The organism is Pontibacillus sp. HMF3514 (genome assembly GCF_009858175.1).
In the GTDB taxonomy this organism is placed as follows: Bacteria; Bacillota; Bacilli; order Bacillales; family BH030062; genus Pontibacillus.
In genome coordinates, this window is sequence record NZ_CP047393.1 from 693,147 (window position 1) to 717,451 (window position 24,305).

Here is a 24,305-nt window from a genome sequence, read left to right on the forward strand (position 1 = left end):
TTTGCAAACGTTTACGTCAGAGAAAGCGAACTTCTATTGGAGGTAGTAAATCGTGTCGAATAATGGGTCTAATGAAAACATTTGGGAACAATTTCATGGCCCCAACATGGGGTACATTGAAGAACAGTACGATCTTTACTTAGATGACCCTGCAAAAGTTGACCCGTCCTTAAAAGATGTATTTGATCAATACGGAGCACCTGATTGGATGGATGCTCAAGGCGGCGGAACTTCTGTACAAGGGCCATCAGCTGGAGATATTCAAAAGGTAACCTCAGCAATGAAATTGGTTGAGGCTATTCGTCGTTATGGACATATGGAAGCGGATATTTATCCAGTTGGACAAAAAGATGAGCGTTATTCACCTACACTTGATCTGAAAACATATGGTTTATCAGAAAAGGATTTGGAATCAATTCCAGCTAAATGGATTTGGAGTAAGGCTCCTAATCATATATCCAATGGTCTACAAGTTGTAGAAACGCTGAAGAAACGTTATTCAGGTAAGGTTTCGTTCGAAGTAGATCATGTAAATAATGATCAAGAGCGTGAATGGCTTCAAAATACAATTGAGAACGGAAATTATGTAAAAGAGTTTTCGGCAGATCAGAAGAAACAAGTGTTAAAACGATTAGCCCAGGTAGAAGGATTTGAACACTTCCTAGGCAAAACGTTTGTAGCACAAAAACGTTTCTCTATTGAAGGTTTAGATGTCATGGTACCTATGCTTGATCATATGGTTAAAGCAGCATCAGAAGATGATGTCGATCATATTATGATGGGCATGGCACACCGTGGTCGTTTAAACGTGTTAGCTCACGTGTTAGGGAAACCATACGATATGATTTTCTCCGAGTTTCATCATGCACCAAACAAAGAGTTAGTTCCTTCAGAAGGTTCAATCGGGATTAACTATGGTTGGACAGGAGACGTAAAGTATCACTTTGGAGCAAGTCGTGATGTTGAGAAGGATGAAGAACGAACGACTCGAGTGACACTTGCACATAACCCTTCTCACTTAGAGTTTGTTGATCCTGTTGTACAAGGCTTTGCACGTGCAGCACAGGATGACCGGAGTAATCGTGGTTGGGCTGAACAGGACACAGGAAAAGCATTTCCTATTATGATTCATGGTGATGCGGCATTCCCTGGTGAAGGTGTAGTCGCAGAAACTTTAAACATGAGTGATTTACCAGGATATCGTGCTGGAGGATCTCTGCACATTATTGCGAACAACCTTGTAGGATTTACAACAATTGAGAAGGATGGGCGCTCTACTCGTTATGCTAGTGACCTGGCTAAAGGGTATGAGATTCCAATTGTTCACGTAAATGCAGATGACCCAGTGGCTTGCTTATCCGCGATAAACCTTGCATATGAGTATCGCAAGAAGTTCCATAAAGATTTCTTAATTGATCTTGTGGGATATCGTCGTTATGGCCACAACGAAATGGATGAACCACGTGGAACACAGCCACAGTTGTATCAAAGTATTGACCAACATCCTACAGCTGCTACAGTTTATGCAGAACAACTTCAAAATGAAGGGGTTATTACTGAAGAAGAGTACAATAATATGCAAGAAGAAGTTCACCAAAACCTTCGTGATATTTATGAGAACATGAAGGAAAATGAAACAGGTGAAATGGATGAACCAAATGTACCTGAAGAAATGGTGAATGGTCTGGAATCCATTGAAACGGCTGTACCATTAGAAGACTTGAAAGCCCTAAATAAAGGGTTACTCAACCGTCCAGAAGGCTTTAATGGATTGAAAAAACTAGAAAAAATTCTTCAACGTCGTGAAAATGTGCTTGAAGAAGGTAATAAAGTTGATTGGGCTACAGGTGAATCATTAGCATTCGCATCAATCCTTAAAGATGGAATGCCAATTCGTTTAACTGGACAAGACAGTCAACGTGGTACATTTGCTCACCGTCATCTAGTGCTGCATGATGTAGAAGATGGCTCTACGTACTGCCCAATGCATGGATTAGAAGAAGCAAATGCATCGTTTGAAGTGTATAATAGTCCATTATCTGAAGCAGGTGTACTAGGCTTCGAATACGGATATAGTGTACATGCTCCTGAGACCCTCGTTCTTTGGGAAGCACAGTACGGTGACTTTACGAATGCTGGTCAAGTTATTATTGATCAATTCATTTCTGCTGGGCGTGCAAAATGGGGTGAAAAATCTAGCCTTGCACTTCTTTTACCACATGGATATGAGGGACAAGGACCTGAACACTCCAGTGCTCGTTTAGAGCGTTTCTTAACATTAAGTGCCGAGTATAACTGGACGGTAGCGAACGTTACGTCCTCAGCACAATACTTCCATTTGCTGCGTCGTCAAGCGGCGATTGGAAATAAAGATGCTGCACGTCCTCTTGTACTAATGACGCCGAAGAGTCTAATTCGTAACCAACGCGTTGCTTCAGAAGGAAAAGCCTTCAGTGAAGAGTCCTTTAAACCTCTAATGGAGCAACCAGGTCTTGGGAAGAAGAAGACGAAGGTGAAGCGACTTGTTATCGGAAGCGGTAAAATTATGATTGATCTAGAAGAACAAATTGATAATGAAAAAGACCGCGATTGGGATTGGCTGCATATCGTTCGTGCAGAACAAATTTATCCATTCCCTGAAAAACAATTAGAAGAGATCTTAGACTATTATTCCAATATTGAAGAAGTGGTTTGGGTTCAAGAAGAACCACGTAATATGGGAAGCTGGGATTTCGTGAAAGAAACCCTTTATCGTCTTGTGAAGCAAAACCAAGAGATCAGCTATATTGGACGTCCAAAACGTTCATCACCAGCTGTTGGGGAACCAAATATACACAAAACCGAACAGAACAGAATCATCCAAGAAGCACTAAAGCTATCTAAAGGAGGAGATTCCAATGAAGGAAATTAAAGTACCAGAGCTCGCAGAATCCATTACAGAAGGTACCGTAGCCGAATGGCTAGTTAGCGAAGGAGACCAAGTCGAGAAAGGCGATGCCATTCTTGAGCTTGAAACAGATAAAGTAAACGTTGAAGTGAATTCAGACTATAGTGGTGTCCTCGCTGAAGTTCTCGTTCAAGAGGGTGATGATGTAGAAGTAGGCGACACAATTGCCAAAGTAGACGAGAGCGGCGAAGGTGGCGGCTCCTCCGATAGCGAAGAAAAAGAAGAACCAAAAGAAGCGTCTCAGGACGATTCTAAGCAAGAGCAACAAGAAGAAAAGAAACAAGAAGCTAAAGAAGAACAAGGTGGAGAAGAGCAGGATCCAAACAAAGAATCCATTGCATCTCCAGCTGCACGTAAAAAAGCACGTGAGCTAGGCATTGACCTTAGCAAAGTATATCCTAAGGATCCACTAGGCCGTATCCGCCCAGAGGATGTTGAGGAAGCAGCGAAAAAAGGTAAAGAAGAACCTTCAAGTTCTAAAGGCGGAAGTGGCAAAAAAGAGAAGAAGAAAGAGGACAAGTCCTCTGAAAAAACAGAATTCTCTAAGCCAGTTGAGCGCGAGAAAATGTCTCGTCGACGTCAAACAATCTCCAAGCGTCTTGTAGAAGCGCAACAGAGTGCAGCAATGCTTACAACATTTAACGAGGTTGATATGACAGCTGTTATGAACCTTCGTAAAGAGCGTAAGGACCAGTTCCAAGATAAGCATGATGTAAAACTTGGTTTTATGTCCTTCTTCACGAAAGCTGTAGTAGGAGCACTTAAAGAGTTCCCACTTCTGAACGCTGAAATCCAAGGTGATGAAATTGTGAAGAAACAATTCTATGATATCGGTATGGCTGTTTCTACAGATGACGGACTAGTTGTCCCAGTTGTACGTGACGCAGACCGTCTAGGCTTCGCTGGTATCGAAAAAGAAATCGGCCGTCTTGGTAAAATGGCTCGTGATAAAGAGCTTGGCCTTGATGACCTACAAGGTGGTTCCTTCACGATTACAAACGGAGGAATCTTCGGATCATTACTATCTACACCAATCTTGAATACGCCACAGGTTGGTATTCTTGGAATGCACAGCATCCAAAAACGCCCTATGGTAATGCCGGACGACTCAATCGAAGTTCGCCCAATGATGTACATCGCTCTTTCCTACGACCACCGTATCGTAGATGGAAAAGAAGCCGTACAATTCCTAGTGCGCATTAAAGAAATGATTGAAGATCCTTATAACCTACTATTAGAAGGTTAAGGAATATGATTAAAGCCCATTGGCCAGTGCCAATGGGCTTTTACTATGCAATTAGAGGTTCTCAAGAGATAGCTAGCCATTCCTTCTTATGGTTTCCACTCGGTGAAATGGATATCTTAATGGCCCTTATTGCAGCAGTGATCTATTATGTTCAATATCGTGTTTCGATGAATAACATGCCTATTGAACAACAAGGACAGATGAAGATCATGGGTCTTTTATCGCCAGGGATCATCCTATTTAATTCTTTATCAGCTCCAGCAGCTTTACCACTTTACTGGGCTGTTAGTGGCTTGTTTCTTATTTTACAAACGTGGATAGGGCAAAAATTATATAAACCCGTAGAAGAATAGATACAAAAAGGCAGCTTTTTCACGAAAGCTGTCTTTTTTTAGTGAAAAAATTAAAAATACCTCCATGACAGTCTTGAAACGGATAAATTCCGCACAAGTTTTCTGAATTTTTAATCAAAATGACAATCTCTGCATACAATAATGTAAATACAAATGAAGGAGGGGTAAGGATGAGTGAGAAAAACTTTGTTGTTTCTGAAGAGAACTGGTCCCTCCATAGAAAAGGGTACGATGATCAACAGCGCCACCAAGAAAAAGTGCAAGATGCACTAAAAAATCAATTACCGGACCTGATTTCTGAAGAAAATATCGTTATGTCGAATGGAAAAGATGTTGTGAAGATTCCGATCCGATCCTTGGATGAATATAAGATACGTTACAATCATGATAAAAATAAACACGTAGGCCAAGGCGAGGGAGAAAGTCAAGTTGGCGATGTTGTAGCCCGTGATGGTTCGAAGCAAAAGGCACAAGGAAAAGGTGAAAAAGCCGGGGACCAGCCAGGTGAAGATTTTTATGAAGCGGAAGTATCGATTGCTGAGTTGGAAGAAGCTTTATTTAAAGAGTTAGAACTCCCGAACTTGCAAGAAAAAGAGAAAGATAACATTGTTACGACAGACATTGACTTTAATGATATCCGTAAAAATGGCTTACAAGGAAACATTGATAAAAAACGCACGATGCTTGCTGCCTATAAGCGAAATGCCATGGGTGGAGAGGCTACGTTTAACCCCATTTATCCAGAAGATATCCGTTATAAAACATGGAACGAAGTCGTGAAGCCAGAATCTAAAGCTGTTGTGTTAGCTATGATGGATACCTCGGGTTCAATGGGCGTATGGGAAAAGTATATGTCGCGAAGCTTCTTCTTTTGGATGACACGTTTCCTTCGAACAAAATATGAAACGGTAGATATTGAATTTATAGCCCATCATACTGAAGCTAAAGTAGTTTCAGAAGAAAATTTCTTCTCAAAAGGTGAGAGCGGCGGAACGATTTGTTCTTCAGCCTATAAAAAAGCCTTAGAACTTATCGACACAAAGTATAATCCGGAGAGTTATAACATTTACCCATTCCACTTTTCTGATGGGGATAATTTAACCTCAGATAATAAACGTTGCTTAAAGCTTGTGGATGAATTAATGGATTTATCAAGCATGTTTGGTTACGGCGAAGTAAACCAGTATAATAGGCATTCGACTCTCATGTCAGCCTATAAAAAGATTGAAGATCCTCGTTTCAGACACTTTGTTTTACGACGTAAGGCCGATGTATTCTATGCGATGAAACACTTCTTCCAAGAGGATGAAGAAAAAGCATATGTTTAAAACTATAAGTAACAGAAAAAGCCCTCTCATTTTTGAGGGCTTTTTTACATGTTACGAAAGTGTTTAATGTTAGCAATCAATCGGCAAGTTTTCTTTAGATAAAGAATAATAACATTAGATTTGAAGAACCTAAGGAAAAACAAAAAGGATTCTTTTACCTATGAGAAATGAGCCGATTTCTTTTTTACAACTATTTTTATTAATCATGATGAGTACAGGTTTCTATAATCATGTTATTCTAATGCCTATTGTGAATGAAGGGGGACGTGGGGCGTGGGTCGGGACGCTTCTTAATATAGTTCCGCTAGTAATTGTCATTTCTATAATTTACTTCGTATATAAAAAAACGAATATGGAACCATTAGTTAAGTATTTACAAAGAAAGATTGGACGAATTAAAACGATTCTTATTACGGTTCCTTTTATACTTTATAGTTTGCTTCAAATTTATATTACGACATTTGATACAGTAATGTGGACTAAAGTGAATTATCTAAATAACACACCGATTTTTGTATTAGTGATTAGTGCCATTTTTGTCATTTCTATATTAATTAGAGGAGACATAACGTCTCTGGCGATAGTTAGTGGAGTTTTACTACCAATTGTTGTGTTACTCGGGATCTTTGTATCTTTAGCTAATATGTCTAATAAAGATTATTCTTTACTTTTTCCAGCCCTTGTTAATGGGTGGGGGCCTATTTGGGAGAGTTTATTTTATAGTTTATCAGGGGCTTTTGACCTTGTGATCCTTTTGTTTTTACAAGGTAAGCTGAAGGGAGAAGTTAATTACTGGAAATACTTGTTGATTCCATTAATTCTTACAAACCTTTTAATTTCACCAACAACTGGAGGGATTGCACTGTTTGGACCTGAAGTAAATGCTGATTTAAGATACCCAGCTTATGAGCAATGGAGAGTAGTGACCATTGGAAGTTACATTAGTCATGTAGACTATTTTACAATATATCAATGGTTATCTGGGGCTATAATTCGTATTGCCTTATTCACTGTTATCATTCCAGATTTGTTAGTGATCAATAAGGAGAAAATAAGAAAGTGGGTGCAATACTCTGTTCTCATTATGTTGTTACTTAGTCTGTATATTCCCATGACAGATTACATGTTTTTCAACCTTTTAAAACATGTATTTCTTCCAAGTATGACGATAACCATGAGCCTTTATCTTTTATTCATTGTACTTACGGTTATATGGACATCCAGGAGGCTTAGAAAATGAGTCCGATTTTCAAACGAAATAAAAAAAGAAATCAACTAAATATGAGCTGTAAATCTGCTGAACTTACTGTGGATTTTATGAAAGAATTGTTCGATGGATGTAACGATGTACAATTTTATAATATAGAAAACCAAACAGGAGTCTATACAGCTATAATGTGTGAAGGGTTGTATGATCGCGAGCAATTATTTAATAAAATTCTTTATCCATTGGAAGAAAGAATGGATGGAAATGATGTAAATGCTAAGTTACAAAAGTTATCCGCAGCAAAGTCCGTTCAACTACAAGAAGATGTTTCTGCTGAACACATTGTAGCTTCTGTGTTTACAGGGAAAGTAATTGTGCTACATGAGCAAAGCCAATCTTTTTGGGAAATTGATATTATAAAACATCCCAAAAGGCAGGTTGAAGAACCAAGCACAGAAGTCTCGATTCGAGGTTCGAAGGAAGGGTTCATTGAAGAAGCCAGTATGAATATGGCTCTTATTCGAAAACGTCTTAGAACTACTACGCTGAAAGTCATTACTTATGAGATTGGTGAACGTACGAAAACTAGAGTCATGTTAATGTACATAGAAGATATTACCAACTTAGAGGTGATAGAAGAAGCTAAGTCTAGGCTTGAAAAATTAAAAGTAGATGGGATCGTAAGTAATGTAAGACTAGAGGAGCTAATTGGTGATCGAAAGAGACCACTGTTTCCTTTATTTTCTTACACAGGTCGTCCTGACTTTGTAGTGGACAGTTTATTGCATGGCCGGTTCGCAATTTTAGTAGATGGTACACCAACAGCCTTAATAGCCCCAGTTAATTTACTATTTGTTCTAAAAACAGCTGAGGATGCAAATATGACCTCAATTTTTGTAGGATTTGAACGGTTGATTAGATATGTAGGGTTTTACCTAGCTTTATTTTTACCATCGTTCTGGATAGCTATAATTAGTTATCATCCTGATCAACTACCTTTTACTCTCTTAGCCACAGTAACATTATCGAGGGAAGGCGTCCCATTACCTGCCGCACTTGAATGCTTTTTAATGCTTGCTTTGTTTGAGTTATTTCGAGAAGCTGGGGTACGTTTGCCAATGGTAATTGGACAAATTCTCTCCGTTGTAGGGGGGATTATTATAGGTCAAGCAGCTATTGCAGCTGGTTTTACTGCTCCGGGTATATTGGTAGTGAATGCCATTGCTTTAGTATCAACATTTACGTTAATTAATCAATCCTTAACAGGTTTAGTAGGGATTCTACGCCTTGTCATATTACTCTTTACATCATTCTTAGGAATGTATGGCTTCTTCTTAAGTCTCTTTGCTGTAATAGGCTATTTAGCTAATTTACGCTCTTTTGGTGTTCCGTATTTAGCTCCTATATCTCCTATGCGTCCTAGAGAAATATCAAAAGCCATTTGGAATCCTGGAGATAGTACAGAAAAGCGTCCAAGTATGTTAAAGACTAGTGACTCGTCTCGAAAGGAGAGAAATGAGTGAGACGTTTTATGTTAATGATATTGATGGTAAGTGTACTTTCAGGATGTTGGGACTTAAAACAATTGGAGCATGCTATCTATGTAACGGGGTTAGGGATCGATTATAAAGATGACAAAATGCATATTTATATTAGGAGTTTACCTCTCGAAAATGTTGGTAAATCAGAAGGGGGGAGCGGGAAAAAACAAGATGCTCCAGTATGGATTGGTCATGGCGTAGGAGACTCTTTTGATAGTGCTACAGACAACATTTACTTTACCTCACAACAGAGAATATCATGGTCTCATATCGGACACATTGTTTTTACGGAAGATGCGTTAAAGAGAGATCGGGTTATTGATGATGTAGTTGATGTATTAAATCGTTTTGCCGAGACACGCAGTGCTATTTGGTTATATGGAACTCAATCTGAAGTAGATGAGTTATTTAATAGTAAGCCTATCTTAGATTTATCCCCTTACTATGCAAAAGAAAATAATCCGAATAATGTGTACAAGCAATTTTCAATAGCAAAGCCTAAATCATTAAGACAATATTTAATTGAGAGATATGAGCCCGGAAAAATGGCTGAATTCCCTGTATTAAATACTAATCAGAATCAATGGAGTAAACGTGAAGAAAATCATCCTATCCAGGAGTGGGGTGGTTTAATGATTATGGACAAAGCAAGATTTAAAGGTGCTTATTCAATCAAGGATATTAAAGGTCTTAGGTGGATAGAAAAGAGTACAAAACGAGCCCCACTATACTTATATAAAGACGAGTCTGTATATGCATCAATTGTAGCTGATAGTCCTAAAGTAAACATAAAGCCTGTTGTTAAAGGAAGTAATGTTCAATTTAATATTGAGGTAGAAGTTTCAGGAACCATTATTGAAAACCCTCAAAAAGCTAAGGTTAAAGAACTTGAACAATTATCAACTGAAAAAATTAAGAAGCAGATCAGGAACACTTATTTAAAAGGATTAGAAAACCAAGCTGATATTTATGATTTAGGATATCGATTATATAAAAAAAAGCCTAAGGAATTTAAGAGGCTAAAGCTGAGTCAAGGAGACTGGTTAAAAGAAGATACGATAAAAGACATTAAAGTAGGTGTGACCTTGGAATCCGGAGGAAAGCTTAAGGTAGATAGGATGAAAAAAAAATAAAGGCCGGAGAGGAACCGGCCTTTTGATTATTTAAAAGGTTTTATCTATCACTTGTTTTAGTGTAGCGGCTGAATGCTTAAATTGATCTTGCTCTGTTTCATTTAGAGGAAGTTCGATAAGTTTACGAATGCCTTCGCGGTTTATAATCGCTGGTACACCAATATAAAGATCATCTTGACCGTATTCACCTTCAAGGAGAGCTGAGACAGTTAACACACTATTTTCATTACGTAGAATCGCTTTTGTTATCCGGACAAGCCCCATGGCAATGCCGTAATAGGTAGCACCTTTTTGCTGGATGATATGATAAGCGGCATCACGAACATTGACAAAAATATCCTCTAATTTTTCCTGTGTTTCTCTTTCGGTCATATCTACAATCTCTCTAAGGTTACTTGCTCCAATGGTAGTGTGACTCCAAACAGGAAATTCTGTATCGCCATGTTCACCCATAATGTAAGCATGGATATTACGAGGATCAATATCAAACTCTTCCCCAACTAAATAGCGTAATCGTGAGGTGTCTAAAATTGTACCTGAACCAATAACCCGTTCTTTAGGCAGTCCAGAGAACTTCCAAGTTGCATAGGATAAAATATCAACTGGATTGGTTGCTACAAGAAAGATCCCATCAAATCCACTTTCCATAACAGAGTCCACAATGCTTTTAAAGATCTTCACATTTTTTTCGACTAGATCTAAACGTGTTTCTCCAGGTTGTTGGTTAGCACCTGCTGTAATGACAACAATATCTGCATCTCGACAGTCCTGGTAATCTCCAGCATAGATTTTCATAGGAGAAGCAAAAGCTAAACCATGCTTCAGATCTATAGCGTCACCTTCAGCCTTGTCTCTATTGATATCAATCATAACGAGTTCTTCAGTTACACCTTGATTTAATAGTGCAAAAGCATAGCTAGATCCTACAAATCCTGTTCCGATAAGTGCCACTTTATTTGTGCTTTTCTGATTCATATCCAATCAACCTTTCTATCATGTAAATCTTATTGTGAAATGATTCACAATAAATATAACATACATAAAAACCTTAAGCACCATTGTTTTGTGAAATGATTCACAATATTAATCATCTTTCATAAGTTTGACACATTTGGGTTAAGTAAGAGTAGGGATTGTTTTATATTATATAGTCCTCAATTCCCCTAAAACTACATTGCGGTCTGCATCTTTAGCAACTTTATCACAAGCTTCATAAGCAAACTGTATATACTTCTCCATTTGTTCAAGATCCTGTTTTATTTTATATGCTCTTGCCATAGCTTCATAGGCAAAAGCTAAATCAAAATCTTTTATATGATGCTCCAAGCAAAGAGCTAAACAACTTTCAGCATGAAAAAGAGCTGGTTCAGCTCTTTCTACAACACTATAGACACGAGATACTTGCCATTCACCACGAACCAGATTTATGGGTTCACCAACTTCTCCCCAATGATAACGAGATGCGTGTGCCATATGAATCATAGACATATTATCTTCTTCAGTACGTTGTTCTTGATCAAGATAATCCCAAACACGATTAAATAATTGAGCGGCAATTTTTTTATGGTCATGATCTTTTACCGATGAATTCTGTGTCATATACATCACCCCTAATAACCTCTTATATAATAATTACTCTATCTATTTAAAAAATCCTCCTCAATACAATGTTCTTCTAGTGAATCTACTACTAGATTCTTTTCAAAAAGATATCAAATATTACGAAAAGGTTACATATATTTTAAAAAAAGAGGTTTTTTTACAAAAAAATGTTAAGAAAGGATTGACTTAATTCAAAAAAATGGTTTAACATAATAAAAAATATAAAGTTTTTTGAAAATTACCAAGATTACTAAGATTAACAATAATAAACGATTCAGAGGTGTTCTATGAGTAAATCAGAGCAATCAAAGGCAAAGGCACCTTTGCTAGAGGTAAAGGGATTAGAGACATCTTTTAATATCGAAGGCAAAGACTATAATGCCGTTGATGGAGTATCTTTTACTGTAGATCGTGGGAAAGTAGTTGGAATTGTTGGAGAGTCAGGCTGTGGAAAGAGTGTAATGTCTTTATCAGTCATGCAGCTTCTTCCAAAAGGAATAGGAAAGATCCGGAATGGTGAGGTTCTTTTTGATGGAGAAGAAATTCAATCATTTAATGAAAAGCAAATGAATCAGATACGTGGAAAAGATATGGCAATGATTTTCCAAGAGCCTATGACTTCTTTAAATCCAGTATTTACGATTGGATACCAGATTGAAGAAGTGCTCCACAATCACTTTAAACTAAGTAAGAAAGAAGCAAGAAATAAATCAGTTCAACTTTTATCAGCTGTCGGTATTCCAAGAGCAGCTAAAATTGTAGATGAGTATCCACACCAACTGTCAGGTGGTATGAGACAACGAGTTATGATTGCCATGGCTATTGCTTGTCAGCCTAAGTTGTTAATCGCTGACGAGCCAACTACAGCTTTGGATGTAACCGTCCAAGCTCAAATTCTTGAATTATTAAAAGATATTCAGACGAAAAATGATATGGGTATTGTACTTATTACGCATGATTTAGGTGTTGTAGCTGAGTCATGTGATGAAGTCATTGTGATGTATGCTGGGAAAATTGTTGAAAAAACAGATGTAGAGAGTCTTTTTACAAAGCCAAAGCATCCATATACGAAGCTAATGATGGGGTCGATTCCTAAATTAGAAGAAGATACAGAGAAGCTTGAAACCATTAAAGGGATCGTACCTTCTCTAACAAAAATGCCACAAGTAGGATGTCGTTTCGCTAATCGCTGTCCAAAAGCGATGCCAGAATGTACGGAAATCACACCGCAATTAGAAGAAAATGAACAGGGACATGAAGTTGCTTGTTTACTTTACGAAACAAGCCACCCTAAAGAAGGGGTGTTAGGATGAGTGTAACCGAAAATAAGAGTGTTAAAACTGAAAATTTATTAGAAGTTAAAGATTTAAAAATGCACTTTCCTGTTAAAGGTGGATTCTTTAGAAGAACCATTGGAAATGTAAAAGCTGTAGACGGTGTCACTTTTGATATTAAAAAAGGAGAAACACTCGGTCTAGTAGGAGAATCAGGCTGTGGGAAGTCTACCACAGGACGTTCCATCCTACGTTTGTTAAACCCATCAGGGGGTTCTGTCATATTTGATGATCAAGACATTACAAATGTGAATGGAAAAAAACTTAGAGATATTCGAAAAGATATCCAGATGGTGTTTCAGGACCCTTATGCTTCACTAAATCCAATGCAAATGGTAGGAAACATCGTAAGCGAGCCAATTAAAAACTATTACAAAAATAAAAAAGAAGAAGAAATGAAAGAAGAAGTAATGGAGCTCCTAAATAAAGTTGGTTTACCTGAGGATGCCTACTTTAAATACGCGCATGAGTTTTCTGGGGGTCAACGTCAACGGATCGGAATTGCGCGAGCATTAGCTTTAAGGCCGAAACTGATCATAGCTGATGAACCTGTTTCTGCATTAGATGTATCTGTACAGTCTCAGGTCTTAAATCTATTAAATGAATTGCAAGATGAATTCGATTTAACCTATTTATTTATTGCTCACGACCTTAGTGTTGTTAAACACATGAGTGATCGAATTGGAGTTATGTACTTAGGAAATGTCGTTGAGGTAGCGGATAAACACTCTATTTATAAAGATCCATTACATCCATATACACAAGCACTAATCTCAGCAGTTCCAGATCCTTCGAACTTCGGCCAAAAACAAGAGCGTATCGTTCTCCAGGGGGATGTACCTAGTCCAGAGAATCCACCTTCAGGGTGTCCATTCCATACAAGGTGTCCTAAGGCGATGGATAAATGCTCAAGCATTAAACCTCAATTAAAGGAGGTGAAACCGGGTCAGCACGTCGCATGTATTCTTTACGATTAATCATTACTTTAAAAATGAACAGGGGGAAATTATTTCATGAAGAACAAAAGTTTTTTATGGCTAATGGCCATGGTGTTAATGTTGTCTTTGTTTCTAGCAGCTTGTAACTCAGAGAAAACTGAAGGTGAAACACCAGATGATGGTGAAAAGACATCAGACGATGGTGGTTCGGATTCAGATGATTCAAGTGATTCAGGTAGTGACGGGTCAGATGACCAAGCAAGTGATGAACCAGCACAAGGCGGTACTCTAACTTACGCTATTGATTCAGAGCCAGAAGGAATCTTAAACATGGCTTTCTATGGTACAGCTACAGACGCTGATATCATGGGCTTTATGGTAGATGGTTTGTATACTTTTAACGAAAACCTTAAAGCTGAACCTAACCTAGCTAGTTGGGAAACTGAAGATAACAAAACCTTCACATTCAAATTTGAAGAAGGCGTTAAATGGCATAATGGTGATGAGCTAACAGTAGATGACTGGATCTTTGCACTAGAAACACTAGCACATGCAGACTACGAAGGTCCACGTTATGCGAACGTAAAAACTATTGAGGGTGCTCAAGCTTTCCACGATGGTGAGGCAGACTCTATCTCTGGTATTGAAAAGGTTAATGATTATGAAGTAAAGGTTACATTTGATAAGGCTCGTGTTAACAACCTTGTAAATGTATGGAGCTACCCAATGAACAAGAAGCGTTGGGAAGGTATTCCTGTTAAAGATATGATGGGTCATGAATTCACACGTACGAAGCCAATTGGTACTGGACCTTTCAAAATGGGTAAAGTTGTACCTGGTGAGAGCTATGAATTTATCGCAAACGAAGATTATTGGAAAGGTGCTCCAAATCTGGACAAAATCATCGTTAAGGTTATTGATAACAAAACCGTTGTAGGTGCTTTACAAAATGGTGATGTTGATATGGTACCTGTTCACCCTACACTGGGCAAACAAGTTGAAGAAATGGATAATGTAGATCTTGTAACGTATCCTGGTCTTTCTTACTACTATGTTGGTTTCAAGCTAGGAGTATTTGATAACGAACAGAAAAAAGTTGTTGAAGAAAAAGAAAAATATGCGAACTTAAAACTTCGTCAGGCAATGTATCACGCAATTAACCGTGAAGAGTGGATTGAAGCATTCTTCCAAGGTTATGGTTCTAAAGTTAATGGTCCAGTTCCATCTTCACACTGGATTTCTGCTGACGAGAGTGAATTAAAAGATTACCCATATGATCCTGAAAAAGCGAAAAATCTTCTTGATGAAGCTGGATACGTTGATACAAATGGTGATGGTTTCCGTGAAGATCCAAATGGTGAGGAGTTCGTAGTTAAATTCTCTCACTATGCAACTAGTAACCCAACCTTTGAATCTCGTGCAAAAGCCCTTACACAGTACTGGAACCAAGTAGGACTGCAAACAGAATTGCAAATGGTTGAAGCTTCTCTTTACTATGACAAGATCGAAAAAGACAGTGATGACATTGAAGTATTCTATGGTGGCTGGAGTACAGGTGCTGATCCAGATCCATCCGCTCTATGGAAATCTGATATGATGTGGAACTTCCCTCGTTGGGTAAATGAAGAAAGCGATAAGCTTCTGGAAGATGCTATTGACATTGAAGTTGTAGGTACTGATGCTGCTAAGCGTAAAAAGCTTTACTCTGAATGGCAACAAATTGTTAACAAAGAACTTCCTATGTTATTCATCGCGGAGCTTCAAGAGACTCAAGGTGTAAATAAGCGCGTAGGTGGCGTAGAGTATGATGTTTCTGGAAGCAACAACCCGAACGAATGGTTTATCAAACAATAACACTTAGAAATGCTTACAGATAAGGGGAATGTTTCATGTTAAAGTATGCACTTCGTAGAATATTAGGCATGATTCCGATGTTACTCCTTATTTCCATTGTTGCGTTTTTCCTGGCATTAGCTATGCCAGGAGATTCCTTCAGTGGGGAAATCGATCCGAATAATACTGACCCTGAATATATTGAGGAAATGCGAGAAAAACTCGGCTACAATGACCCAATTCATGTGCAGTATTTCCGATGGGTTTCTAATTTTGTCCAAGGAGACTTTGGAAAGTCTACTAAATATAAAATCCCGGTTAAGGATCTAATATTACAACGATTACCGAATACGGTGATGTTAGGTGTCATGGCAATGGTTTTCACCTACATATTTGCCTTTACTATGGGGATCTATGCAGGTAGACACCCACATACCAGAATGGACCATCTTATTGGAGGATTTAATTACTTTCTATTAGCACTCCCTTCCTACATAGCTGGTGTTTTCGCCATTTATTTCTTCTCGTTTAAGTTAGGATGGGTGCCGTTCAGTGGATCAGTTGATATTTCTGTAGATGAGGGTACATTAGATTTTTGGCTTAGTCGTTTTTACCATGCATTAATGCCTTCATTAATTCTTGGTGCTTTAGGAACAGCGACATATACACAATTTTTACGGAATGACATCATTGACAATAGTCAAAAAGATTATGTTCGAACAGCACGTGCAAAAGGAACTGCTGAATCTAAGATCTATAATAGTCACATTTTAAGAAACTCAATTATTCCGATTGTGACATTCTTAGGTTTTGACATTGTACAAATTGTAAACGGTGCTTTAATCACAGAAGCAATATTTACGTACCCTGGGCTTGGACAATTATTCTTAACGTCGGTTAGCTCACAGGATTATCCAACCTTGATGACATTATTTGTAATGTTCTCTTTCTTAGTTTTGGTTGGTAATCTTTTAGCCGATCTGTTGTATGGAATTGTTGATCCTAGAATACGAGTAGATTAGGAGGAGTGGCTATGGAGGTCGTTCATAAAAAAGACACACAAACCCAGTCACCGACAACTAAGCCACCCAAGAGCTTATCTCCTTGGGCAATGGCCCGTCGTAAATTCATGCGAAATAAACTGGCGATGATAAGTTTAGTTTACTTGATAATAGTAAGCATATTATCTTTTCTAGCCCCTTTCATAACAACTGCTGATGTCACTTTGGTGAATATTGGGCAAATGTCCTTAGCTCCTTCCACTGAACATTGGTTAGGAACGGATACTAGTGGACGAGATGTATTTACAAGGTTGCTCTATGGCGGACGTGTTTCGTTATTTGTTGGAATTTCTTGTACAACCATTATATTGTTTATAGGAACTTTAGTTGGTTCCATTGCAGGGTATTTTGGTGGTACAGTAGATAATCTACTCATGCGTTTTACTGATTTCATGCTAAACTTCCCTTTTCTAGTATTCGTAATTGTACTGAATGCTATCTTGTTTGGAATCGTTTCGGGCTTATGGGTTTTAATTGGTGTCTTAAGTATTCTTGGTTGGGGCGGTGTTGCTCGTCTGGTAAGAAGTAAGATTTTAGCTGAGAAGGAAAATGAGTATATCCTGGCAGCCATTTCGATTGGATGTAAACCATCTAAAATTATTATGAAACACCTTCTTCCAAACGTGTTAACAACCGTCATTGTGCAGGCTACTATTTTATTCGCAGGAATGATCGTAGCTGAATCTGGATTAAGTTACTTAGGGTTTGGTGTTCCACAAGAAGTACCAAGTTGGGGGAATATGCTGTCAGCTTCCCAACAACCTAACGTTCTACAAAACATGCCATGGGTATGGGTGCCACCAGCACTCATTCTCATCATGACAATATTGTCCATTAACTTTATTGGAGAGGGAATTAAGGAAGCCTTAAATCCTAAATCATTCCGATAAAAAGATATGAAAAAGCAGTGGATTACATATCCGCTGCTTTTTTCTGTTGAGTTATAAGACTAAGGAATCCACATATCAAAATGATTGAAAGTGAATATCCCGAATCATGGGATCAACCGCTCTTTTTTCAGTGGATGATATTAAAAAATGACTAAATGATGATCGCGTATGTATGCCTCAATTTCTTCCATGATTGAAACTTGTTCCACTGTTGTTGTCTGATGTTTAAATTCTTCTAACTTCCTATCAATGAAGGCAAGGTGTTCATCCGCTTTCATCAGAAACTGCTAAAATAGGAAATGAACAGTTCTTCAAACTTTTATGAGTAATACAAGAAAAATTAGGCAAACTACTCTTGATTACTTATAAGAAGGAGCGATTTTACATGAAGAAGCTGTTAGTGCCTTTATTTTTGGTAGGCTTGTTTTTCGTGTTCATGTTGCCAAATGTTACACATGCACAATCAGATACGTACACAGTCAAAAGTGGGGATACGCTTTGGAAGATCTCTAAGAAGTATCAAATCGGACTTTCCGAGATTATTAATGCTAACCCTCAATTTGAAAATCCTGACTTAATTTATCCTGGTGATCAAGTTACCATTCCACTAAAGCCAAATATTAAGTCGATTGAACAACAAGTTATTGAGTTAACAAACCAAGAACGTGCTAAACAAGGTCTTCCTGCTCTAAAAGCAGATTGGCAACTTTCTCGTGTGGCTAGATATAAATCTGCTGATATGAGAGATAAAGGATATTTCTCTCACAACTCACCGACATATGGTTCACCATTTCAAATGATGAAGTCGTTCAATGTGCAATACACGAAAGCTGCTGAGAATATCGCTGCTGGCCAAACATCTGCAAGAGCAGTTGTTAATGCATGGATGAACAGTTCAGGTCATCGTAAGAACATTCTAGATCGTGAACTTACTTATATTGGAGTAGGCTATGCAAAAGGTGGAAGTTACGGTCACTATTGGACACAAATGTTTATAAGAAAATAAAAGTAATATGAAAAGTCAGCTTAGAATGAGCTGGCTTTTTTTAATTATATAAACTTTCTAAAACACACATGAAAATCACTGATGTGGATAGTCTAAGAAGAGGCAAAAATAATTTGAAAAACCTCAAATTCCCCGACAGCAAAGGGGTTAAACATGTTTTTTAAGGTTTCTGGAAATGTTTGCATTTGCTAGACGTCCGACAACTTGATACAATCTTCTTCGGAAGGTAGGAATGAAAGCATTTTCATAACTCCTTAATTACACACTTTTAAAATATACATTAACGAAAGGGGAGGCTGGCTCATCATGGGAATTCTTCTTGGTTTGCTTGCTATTGCAGTTGTTCTTGGTATTGCATTTTTAATGTCCAACGATAGAAAAAACATTAATTATGTAGCAATTGGAATCATGATTGCTCTGCAACTTGTGACAACATGGTTCATGTTTAATACTAAAATCGGAAATATTATCGTAACATTTATTTCTGGTATTTTTGATGCTCTAATTAAATACGGTAAAGAGGGTGTTAACTTTATTCTTGGGGGCGTTGCTCGTGTTCCAATGGATAATGGTGAACCATCAAACATTTTCTTTTTCGATGTGCTTTTATTAATTATTTTCTTTGCTACGATTTTATCTGTTCTAACTTATTTAAAGATTCTTCCTACAATTATTAAATATATTGGTGCCTTTCTTTCTTGGATTACAGGTTTACCAAAGGTTGAATCCTTTAACGCGGTTAACAGTATTTTCTTTGGACAATCCGAAGCATTATTAGCTATTAAATCTCAGTTCCACCACTTAAGTGAGAACCGTCTTTACATTGTAAGCGCTTCTGCAATGGGTTCTGTTTCGGCTTCGATTGTAGGGGCTTACATGCAGATGATTCCTGAACAATTTGTATTAGTGGCATTACCGCTAAACATGTTCTCTGCATTAATCTTGGCTTCCATTATTGCTCCGGTTAAAGTTCCTAAGGAAGAAGATGTTGTAGATATTAAAGAAGTATCGAATGCAAAAAGCTTTTTCGAAGCTATGGGTAATGGTGCCCTAGATGGTGGTAAAATTGCTCTTATTGTAGCTGCTATGCTTGTTGCATTCATCGCATCACTAGAGCTTGTTAACTCAGTGATTTCAATGATTTTTGCAGGTGTAACATTACAACAGATTCTGGGTTATATCCTAGCACCAATTGCGTTCCTAATGGGTATTCCTTCTGGAGAGCTAATTCAAGCAGGAAGTCTAATGGGTACAAAGATTGTTACGAACGAATTCGTTGCAATGCTACAGCTTTCACCAATGATTGCAGATGGTGCTCTATCTGATAAAACAGTTGGTATTGTATCCGTATTCTTAACAAGCTTTGCAAACTTCTCTTCCATCGGTATTATTGCTGGTACAGTTCAAGGTATCGACAGTAAAAAAGGTGCAACAGTTTCGAAGTTTGGTCTTAAGTTGCTTATCGGTGCAACACTTGGGTCAATTCTTTCAGCCACTATTGCTGGCTTATTCCTATAAAATATTGGATAATAGAACTGGAATAAACATATACTTGTTTATTCCAGTTTTTTTATTTCACCTTAAGAAAGCTTGAAATTTTAGCACAGAAGTGAATCGGCGTAGTGAAAATTTTGAAAGAATGAAGTATAAGTGCAACTAAGCCTCTGTCTACGCCTTTAAAGGCTTGCCAATCGGCAAGTTTTCTTTATCTGACCTCTAAGATTATTGCATCAGGTTTAATCAAACATTTATTTGGAAATTTAACCTAAGAGATCAATACAAAAAAGGGGTGGAGGAACAATGCCAGATCAATATGGCTTATTCATTAATGGAAAATGGGTAGAAACCCAGGATAAAGCAGACGTGAAAAACAAATATACAGGGGAAGTATATGCTGAAGTATCTAAAGCAGGTGAACAAGATGTAGAGGAAGCGATCCACAGTGCTCATCATGCTTATAAACACACAGAATTATCACCATATGAACGCTACAAGATTTTAAATAAAGTAAGTGAGCTACTTCAGGTAAGAAAAGAAGAGCTTGCTCAAAATATTACAAGTGAAGCGGGTAAACCAATTAAACAAGCAAGAACAGAGATTGATCGTGCTACACAAACGTTTGAATTAGCAGCTGAAGAAGCAAAGCGCATTCATGGGGAAGGTGTTCCTGTAGAGGCAGCTCCTGGATCTGAAAACCGTATGGCTTTCACATTAAAGGTTCCTGTTGGAGTTGTAGGAGCGATAAGTCCTTTTAATTTCCCAGTAAACCTTGTTGCGCACAAAATTGCTCCAGCCATCGCTGCAGGAAATACGGTTGTACTTAAACCTGCAAGTGCAACGCCAATTTCTTCATTAAAGTTAGCAGAATTGTTTGAAGAAGCGGGTCTCCCAGCTGGGTTCTTAAATGTTGTTGTAGGTTCTGGTTCAACAGTGGGTAATCAAATGATGAAAGATAAACGAATCAACTTATACACTTTTACAGGTAGTGCCGAAGTAGGACTGAAGTTAAAACAAAATACCGGCTTAAATAAGTTGATTTTAGAACTAGGAAATAACTCTCCTGTCATTGTAGATGAAGAAGCAGACATAGACTTGGCTGCCAAGACACTAGCACAAAAGAGCTTTGCATATGCTGGCCAGGTGTGTATTTCAGTGCAACGCATCTATGTGCACGATAAAGTTATGAAAGAATTTAGAGAAAAACTTCTTGATGCAATTAATGACTTGCATGTTGGTGATCCATTTGATGATAAAACGGATGTAGGGCCAATGATTAGTGAAGATGAGGCAGAACGTGTTGAAGAATGGATCCAAGAAGCCAAAGGTCAAGGTGCTGAAGTACTTCTTGGGGGACAGAGAGATGGAGCATTGTTTGAACCAACTGTTTTAGCAAACACAGACCATAATATGAAGGTAGTTTGTGAAGAGCTCTTTGCTCCGGTTGTGACACTAATGTCCTTCTCTGATTTCGATGAATGCTTAAATGAAGTTAATAACTCTGAGTATGGATTACAAGGCGGTATTTTTACTAAGAATGTGGATAAAGCCTTTAAAGCAGCACGAAAAGTTGAAGTAGGAGGCTTCATGATTAATGATGCTTCTCAATACCGTGTTGACCTTATGCCATATGGTGGCGTGAAAAACAGCGGTTGGGGCAAAGAAGGTCCAAAGTATTCCATTGATGAAATGACTGAAGAGCGATTGATCGTTATGAATCTACAAAACTAAAAATAAAAGGTCAGCCTTTGGCTGACCTTTTAATATTTCAATTTTCTACAATATTTCCAAGGAAATAGCGAGAGAATAAACGTTGCGACAATTATTTTTGTTTTTGAATCGAGAGCAGTCGAAATAACAATGTTATGGCTCCGGCACTTAGTCCGATTATGAGCCCCATCCAATATCCAGCAGGACCAAAAGAGGTAAAGTTCGCAAACAAATACCCACTTGGTAAACCGATGATCCAATAAGAAATAAACGCCATAACCAAGGTAATGTTTACGTCTTTATATCCACGTAAAGCTCCTTGTAGTGGAGCGCCGAAAGCGTCCGCTAACTGGAAGAAAATTGCATAAAATAAGAAGTGCTTTGTCATTTCAATCACGAAAGTTTGATCACTATACATACGGGCTACAGGGTCATCAAAAGCATAGATGGCAATTCCGCTTAATATAGCCATCCCAACGGCTATGATGATTCCCATAAAACTGTATTGCCGTGAATCTTTTTCACGATTACCACCAGCTTCAAAACCCACTGCGATTGTCAGGGCCATTGATATACTTAATGGAATCATATATAGAAACGAAGCAAAATTTATAGCTGCTTGGTGGGCTGCAATGGTAGCTGTGTCATAAGCACTCATAAATAAAGTAACAGCTGCAAAGATACTTACTTCAAAAAATATAGCAAAACCAATCGGGACACCAATTTTCAGTTGATCCCACCAGGTTTTGAAAGAGGGTTTATTCATTTGAGTGAAGATGGAGTAACTTGAAAATGGGCGTACTCTCCATGTAACCCAAACGATGATCAAACAGGATATCCAATACGTAATTGAAGAAGCAACACCTGCTCCAACTCCACCTAAAGCGGGCATGCCTAATTTTCCAAATATAAATGCATAATTGGACACAATATTAATAGGTAGAGACAACAAAATAATAATCATCGTCATCCTTGTATGGCCCAATGCATCAATGAAACATCGCAGTAAGTTAAAGATGAATAATGGAATAATTCCTGTACTCAAAGCGACTAAGTAAAATTTGGAAATAGATCGTACGTCTTGTTCCAGGTCCATCATGGCTAAAACTGGATCTAGCAAGAAGTACCCAATAATTATAACGACAATAGCCATGGCAATGGAGAGATACAAGCCTTGTTGAACAGCATGGGGAACATCTTCTTTTTTATCTGCACCGGTTAATTGTGCTACGATAGGAGAAAGAGCCATCAGAATGCCGTTCACTCCTGTGAAAATGGGAACCCAAAGACTTGAGCCAATAGCAACTCCAGCTAGGTCTTTGGCGCCGGCTTTACCAGACATAACCGTATCAAAAAAGTTCATGGCATACATACCTAATTGAGTAATTAGAATAGGAAATAGGATGAGGAGAAACAATTTCATTTTTTGTTGTAGTGAATCTGTTTTGTACATATTTCTCCCTTCCTTTTCTGTGTGTTTTCTAATACGATAAGAGGGATTATAGCATATATTGTAGAAAAGCGCTTAAAATAACTGACTTCCTACTTGCTGAAGAAAGGACGACTGAATATGACATCGAAACGTATTTTATTTACAGGAGGCGGCACTGCAGGGCATGTGATCGTTAACCTAGCGCTCATCCCGATGTTTCAAAAAGAGGGATGGGAAGTGGACTATATAGGATCTTATGATGGCATTGAACGTAAGCTGATTGAACCTTTGGAAGGTGTCACATATTATTCTATCTCCACAGGAAAGCTACGACGCTATTTTTCAAAGGAAAACTTTAAGGATCCATTTAAAGTGTTAAAGGGAACGGGTCAAGCTTTATCCATTTTAAGAAAACGAAAGCCTCAAGTTGTATTTTCGAAAGGTGGATTCGTCTCTGTTCCTGTTGTAACAGCCGCTAAGCTAAACGGTATTCCAGCAGTGATTCATGAATCAGATTACACACCAGGTCTCGCCAATAAATTAGCCATCCCATTTGCGAAAAAGGTATTAGCTACATTTCCGGAAACCATGGAGCATTTACCTGAACAGAAGGCTGAATGGGTTGGTGCTGTAGTCCGTGATGAATTATTTGAGGGTGATCCTCAAAAAGGCTATTCACTATGTGGATTTACAAAGGAAAAGCCCGTTATGCTTGTTATGGGGGGAAGCTCTGGTTCGAAAAAGATAAATGAATCAATTCGAGGGAACCTTGATCAACTATTAGAGAAGTTTCAGATTGTACATCTGTGTGGTCATGGGAATAAAGATGAAGATATTCAGAGACAGGGCTATGCTCAGTTTGAATATGTAAATGAAGAACTGACCGACTTATTTGCGATAACAGATTTTGTTGTTTCTCGTGCAGGATCTAATGCAATATTTGAATTTCTTGCATTAAAGAAACCAATGCTTTTAATTCCGCTATCTCGCTATGCTAGTAGAGGAGATCAGATTGTGAACGCCCAATCATTTGTTAAACAAGGGTTTGCGCGTATGGTTGAGGAAGAAGAGCTAGAGGAGGATCGTTTCTTACAAGAAGTTGAACAGCTTCAAGAAGAACAAGATCAAATCCTGGAAAACATGGAACAGTATCAAAATGAGAGAGCTAAAGAAAAAGTGATGGAAATTATTAAAAATGCCTGAGAATACATCTTGATATGAATAAAACGAGCTTGGCTGCCAAGCTC

At 38.1% G+C, this 24,305-nt stretch carries 20 protein-coding genes; 16 read left to right on the top strand and 4 right to left on the bottom strand.

Features of this window, described 5'->3' with window-relative positions:
* Window positions 1-49: 49 nt before the first annotated feature.
* The 7 genes from GS400_RS03655 to GS400_RS03685 all read left to right on the top strand — a co-directional run bounded on the left by GS400_RS03655 (window position 50) and on the right by GS400_RS03685 (window position 9,755).
* Entirely contained in the window at window positions 50-2,911 is a 2,862-nt protein-coding gene (locus GS400_RS03655; RefSeq protein ID WP_370519792.1) for a 2-oxoglutarate dehydrogenase E1 component, read from the top strand.
* Complete coding sequence (gene odhB, locus GS400_RS03660) at window positions 2,898-4,193, top strand: 2-oxoglutarate dehydrogenase complex dihydrolipoyllysine-residue succinyltransferase (protein WP_160099099.1); 1,296 nt, start codon at window positions 2,898-2,900, stop codon at window positions 4,191-4,193. The genes GS400_RS03655 and odhB overlap by 14 nt, the downstream gene beginning before the upstream one ends.
* A gap of 5 nt (window positions 4,194-4,198) precedes the next feature.
* Window positions 4,199-4,546 (top strand): YidC/Oxa1 family membrane protein insertase, encoded by a 348-nt coding sequence (locus tag GS400_RS03665; RefSeq protein ID WP_160099101.1) that lies wholly within the window; start codon window positions 4,199-4,201, stop codon window positions 4,544-4,546.
* Window positions 4,547-4,716: 170 nt separating this feature from the next.
* Complete coding sequence (gene yhbH / locus GS400_RS03670; protein WP_160099103.1) at window positions 4,717-5,874, top strand: sporulation protein YhbH; 1,158 nt, start codon at window positions 4,717-4,719, stop codon at window positions 5,872-5,874.
* Between the two features lie 160 nt (window positions 5,875-6,034).
* The gene (locus GS400_RS03675) at window positions 6,035-7,114 is read left to right on the top strand and encodes an endospore germination permease (protein ID WP_160099105.1); all 1,080 of its coding nucleotides are present in this window, start codon (window positions 6,035-6,037) and stop codon (window positions 7,112-7,114) included.
* Complete coding sequence (locus GS400_RS03680) at window positions 7,111-8,604, top strand: spore germination protein (RefSeq protein WP_160099107.1); 1,494 nt, start codon at window positions 7,111-7,113, stop codon at window positions 8,602-8,604. Before GS400_RS03675 ends, GS400_RS03680 begins: the two co-directional genes overlap by 4 nt.
* A complete protein-coding gene (locus GS400_RS03685; protein WP_160099109.1) occupies window positions 8,601-9,755 on the top strand; it encodes a Ger(x)C family spore germination protein in 1,155 nt (384 codons plus the stop codon). The genes GS400_RS03680 and GS400_RS03685 overlap by 4 nt, the downstream gene beginning before the upstream one ends.
* Before the next feature lie 30 nt (window positions 9,756-9,785).
* On the opposite strand, the gene GS400_RS03690 is transcribed toward GS400_RS03685, so the two are convergent.
* Together GS400_RS03690 and GS400_RS03695 are read right to left on the bottom strand one after the other, a co-directional pair.
* The gene (locus tag GS400_RS03690) at window positions 9,786-10,730 is read right to left on the bottom strand and encodes an L-lactate dehydrogenase (RefSeq protein WP_160099111.1); all 945 of its coding nucleotides are present in this window, start codon (window positions 10,728-10,730) and stop codon (window positions 9,786-9,788) included.
* Between the two features lie 168 nt (window positions 10,731-10,898).
* Window positions 10,899-11,354 (bottom strand): hypothetical protein, encoded by a 456-nt coding sequence (locus tag GS400_RS03695; RefSeq protein WP_160099113.1) that lies wholly within the window; start codon window positions 11,352-11,354, stop codon window positions 10,899-10,901.
* Between the two features lie 290 nt (window positions 11,355-11,644).
* Between GS400_RS03695 and GS400_RS03700 the strand changes: the two genes are divergently transcribed.
* Genes GS400_RS03700 through opp4C form a run of 5 tightly spaced genes read left to right on the top strand, consistent with a single transcriptional unit; the run spans window position 11,645 to window position 17,413 of the window.
* On the top strand, window positions 11,645-12,670 hold the full coding sequence (locus GS400_RS03700; RefSeq protein ID WP_160099115.1) for an ABC transporter ATP-binding protein: 1,026 nt from the start codon (window positions 11,645-11,647) through the stop codon (window positions 12,668-12,670).
* Window positions 12,667-13,668 carry an ABC transporter ATP-binding protein gene (locus tag GS400_RS03705; RefSeq protein ID WP_160099117.1) on the top strand — a complete coding sequence of 334 codons (1,002 nt, stop codon included), beginning with the start codon at window positions 12,667-12,669 and terminating at the stop codon, window positions 13,666-13,668. Before GS400_RS03700 ends, GS400_RS03705 begins: the two co-directional genes overlap by 4 nt.
* Window positions 13,669-13,704: 36 nt before the next feature.
* Window positions 13,705-15,483, top strand: a complete 1,779-nt coding sequence (gene opp4A, locus GS400_RS03710; protein ID WP_160099119.1) for an oligopeptide ABC transporter substrate-binding protein — start codon at window positions 13,705-13,707, stop codon at window positions 15,481-15,483.
* A 35-nt stretch (window positions 15,484-15,518) separates the two neighbouring features.
* On the top strand, window positions 15,519-16,484 hold the full coding sequence (opp4B, locus tag GS400_RS03715) for an oligopeptide ABC transporter permease (protein ID WP_160099121.1): 966 nt from the start codon (window positions 15,519-15,521) through the stop codon (window positions 16,482-16,484).
* 11 nt (window positions 16,485-16,495) lie between these two features.
* Entirely contained in the window at window positions 16,496-17,413 is a 918-nt protein-coding gene (gene opp4C, locus GS400_RS03720) for an oligopeptide ABC transporter permease (protein ID WP_160099123.1), read from the top strand.
* A gap of 140 nt (window positions 17,414-17,553) precedes the next feature.
* On the opposite strand, the gene GS400_RS03725 is transcribed toward opp4C, so the two are convergent.
* Complete coding sequence (locus GS400_RS03725) at window positions 17,554-17,691, bottom strand: hypothetical protein (RefSeq protein ID WP_160099125.1); 138 nt, start codon at window positions 17,689-17,691, stop codon at window positions 17,554-17,556.
* A 107-nt stretch (window positions 17,692-17,798) separates the two neighbouring features.
* Between GS400_RS03725 and safA the strand changes: the two genes are divergently transcribed.
* The 3 genes from safA (at window position 17,799) to GS400_RS03740 (ending at window position 21,647) form a co-directional block, all read left to right on the top strand.
* Window positions 17,799-18,419, top strand: a complete 621-nt coding sequence (gene safA / locus GS400_RS03730; RefSeq protein WP_160099127.1) for a SafA/ExsA family spore coat assembly protein — start codon at window positions 17,799-17,801, stop codon at window positions 18,417-18,419.
* Between the two features lie 306 nt (window positions 18,420-18,725).
* Window positions 18,726-19,937, top strand: a complete 1,212-nt coding sequence (locus tag GS400_RS03735) for a NupC/NupG family nucleoside CNT transporter (RefSeq protein WP_160099129.1) — start codon at window positions 18,726-18,728, stop codon at window positions 19,935-19,937.
* A 282-nt stretch (window positions 19,938-20,219) separates the two neighbouring features.
* Window positions 20,220-21,647 carry an aldehyde dehydrogenase family protein gene (locus GS400_RS03740; RefSeq protein WP_160099131.1) on the top strand — a complete coding sequence of 476 codons (1,428 nt, stop codon included), beginning with the start codon at window positions 20,220-20,222 and terminating at the stop codon, window positions 21,645-21,647.
* 91 nt (window positions 21,648-21,738) lie between these two features.
* Here the strand turns inward: GS400_RS03740 and GS400_RS03745 are convergent, their stop codons facing one another.
* Window positions 21,739-23,079, bottom strand: a complete 1,341-nt coding sequence (locus GS400_RS03745) for an MATE family efflux transporter (protein WP_160099133.1) — start codon at window positions 23,077-23,079, stop codon at window positions 21,739-21,741.
* A 117-nt stretch (window positions 23,080-23,196) separates the two neighbouring features.
* On the opposite strand from GS400_RS03745, the gene GS400_RS03750 reads away from it, so the two are divergent.
* Window positions 23,197-24,261 (top strand): undecaprenyldiphospho-muramoylpentapeptide beta-N-acetylglucosaminyltransferase, encoded by a 1,065-nt coding sequence (locus GS400_RS03750; RefSeq protein ID WP_160099135.1) that lies wholly within the window; start codon window positions 23,197-23,199, stop codon window positions 24,259-24,261.
* The last annotated feature ends 44 nt before the right edge of the window (window positions 24,262-24,305 follow it).

What these genes read in the sequence shown, in the direction of transcription:
- yhbH (WP_160099103.1), top strand. Translation starts at nt 4,717, where the DNA reads ATGAGTGAGAAAAACTTTGTTGTTTCTGAAGAGAACTGGTCCCTCCAT.
- GS400_RS03675 (WP_160099105.1), top strand. Translation starts at nt 6,035, where the DNA reads ATGAGAAATGAGCCGATTTCTTTTTTACAACTATTTTTATTAATCATG.
- GS400_RS03745 (WP_160099133.1), bottom strand. Translation starts at nt 23,079, where the DNA reads ATGTACAAAACAGATTCACTACAACAAAAAATGAAATTGTTTCTCCTC.
- GS400_RS03750 (WP_160099135.1), top strand. Translation starts at nt 23,197, where the DNA reads ATGACATCGAAACGTATTTTATTTACAGGAGGCGGCACTGCAGGGCAT.
- GS400_RS03695 (WP_160099113.1), bottom strand. Translation starts at nt 11,354, where the DNA reads ATGACACAGAATTCATCGGTAAAAGATCATGACCATAAAAAAATTGCC.
- GS400_RS03725 (WP_160099125.1), bottom strand. Translation starts at nt 17,691, where the DNA reads ATGAAAGCGGATGAACACCTTGCCTTCATTGATAGGAAGTTAGAAGAA.
- opp4C (WP_160099123.1), top strand. Translation starts at nt 16,496, where the DNA reads ATGGAGGTCGTTCATAAAAAAGACACACAAACCCAGTCACCGACAACT.
- safA (WP_160099127.1), top strand. Translation starts at nt 17,799, where the DNA reads ATGAAGAAGCTGTTAGTGCCTTTATTTTTGGTAGGCTTGTTTTTCGTG.
- opp4A (WP_160099119.1), top strand. Translation starts at nt 13,705, where the DNA reads ATGAAGAACAAAAGTTTTTTATGGCTAATGGCCATGGTGTTAATGTTG.
- GS400_RS03700 (WP_160099115.1), top strand. Translation starts at nt 11,645, where the DNA reads ATGAGTAAATCAGAGCAATCAAAGGCAAAGGCACCTTTGCTAGAGGTA.
- GS400_RS03735 (WP_160099129.1), top strand. Translation starts at nt 18,726, where the DNA reads ATGGGAATTCTTCTTGGTTTGCTTGCTATTGCAGTTGTTCTTGGTATT.
- GS400_RS03665 (WP_160099101.1), top strand. Translation starts at nt 4,199, where the DNA reads ATGATTAAAGCCCATTGGCCAGTGCCAATGGGCTTTTACTATGCAATT.
- opp4B (WP_160099121.1), top strand. Translation starts at nt 15,519, where the DNA reads ATGTTAAAGTATGCACTTCGTAGAATATTAGGCATGATTCCGATGTTA.
- GS400_RS03740 (WP_160099131.1), top strand. Translation starts at nt 20,220, where the DNA reads ATGCCAGATCAATATGGCTTATTCATTAATGGAAAATGGGTAGAAACC.
- GS400_RS03690 (WP_160099111.1), bottom strand. Translation starts at nt 10,730, where the DNA reads ATGAATCAGAAAAGCACAAATAAAGTGGCACTTATCGGAACAGGATTT.
- odhB (WP_160099099.1), top strand. Translation starts at nt 2,898, where the DNA reads ATGAAGGAAATTAAAGTACCAGAGCTCGCAGAATCCATTACAGAAGGT.
- GS400_RS03680 (WP_160099107.1), top strand. Translation starts at nt 7,111, where the DNA reads ATGAGTCCGATTTTCAAACGAAATAAAAAAAGAAATCAACTAAATATG.
- GS400_RS03705 (WP_160099117.1), top strand. Translation starts at nt 12,667, where the DNA reads ATGAGTGTAACCGAAAATAAGAGTGTTAAAACTGAAAATTTATTAGAA.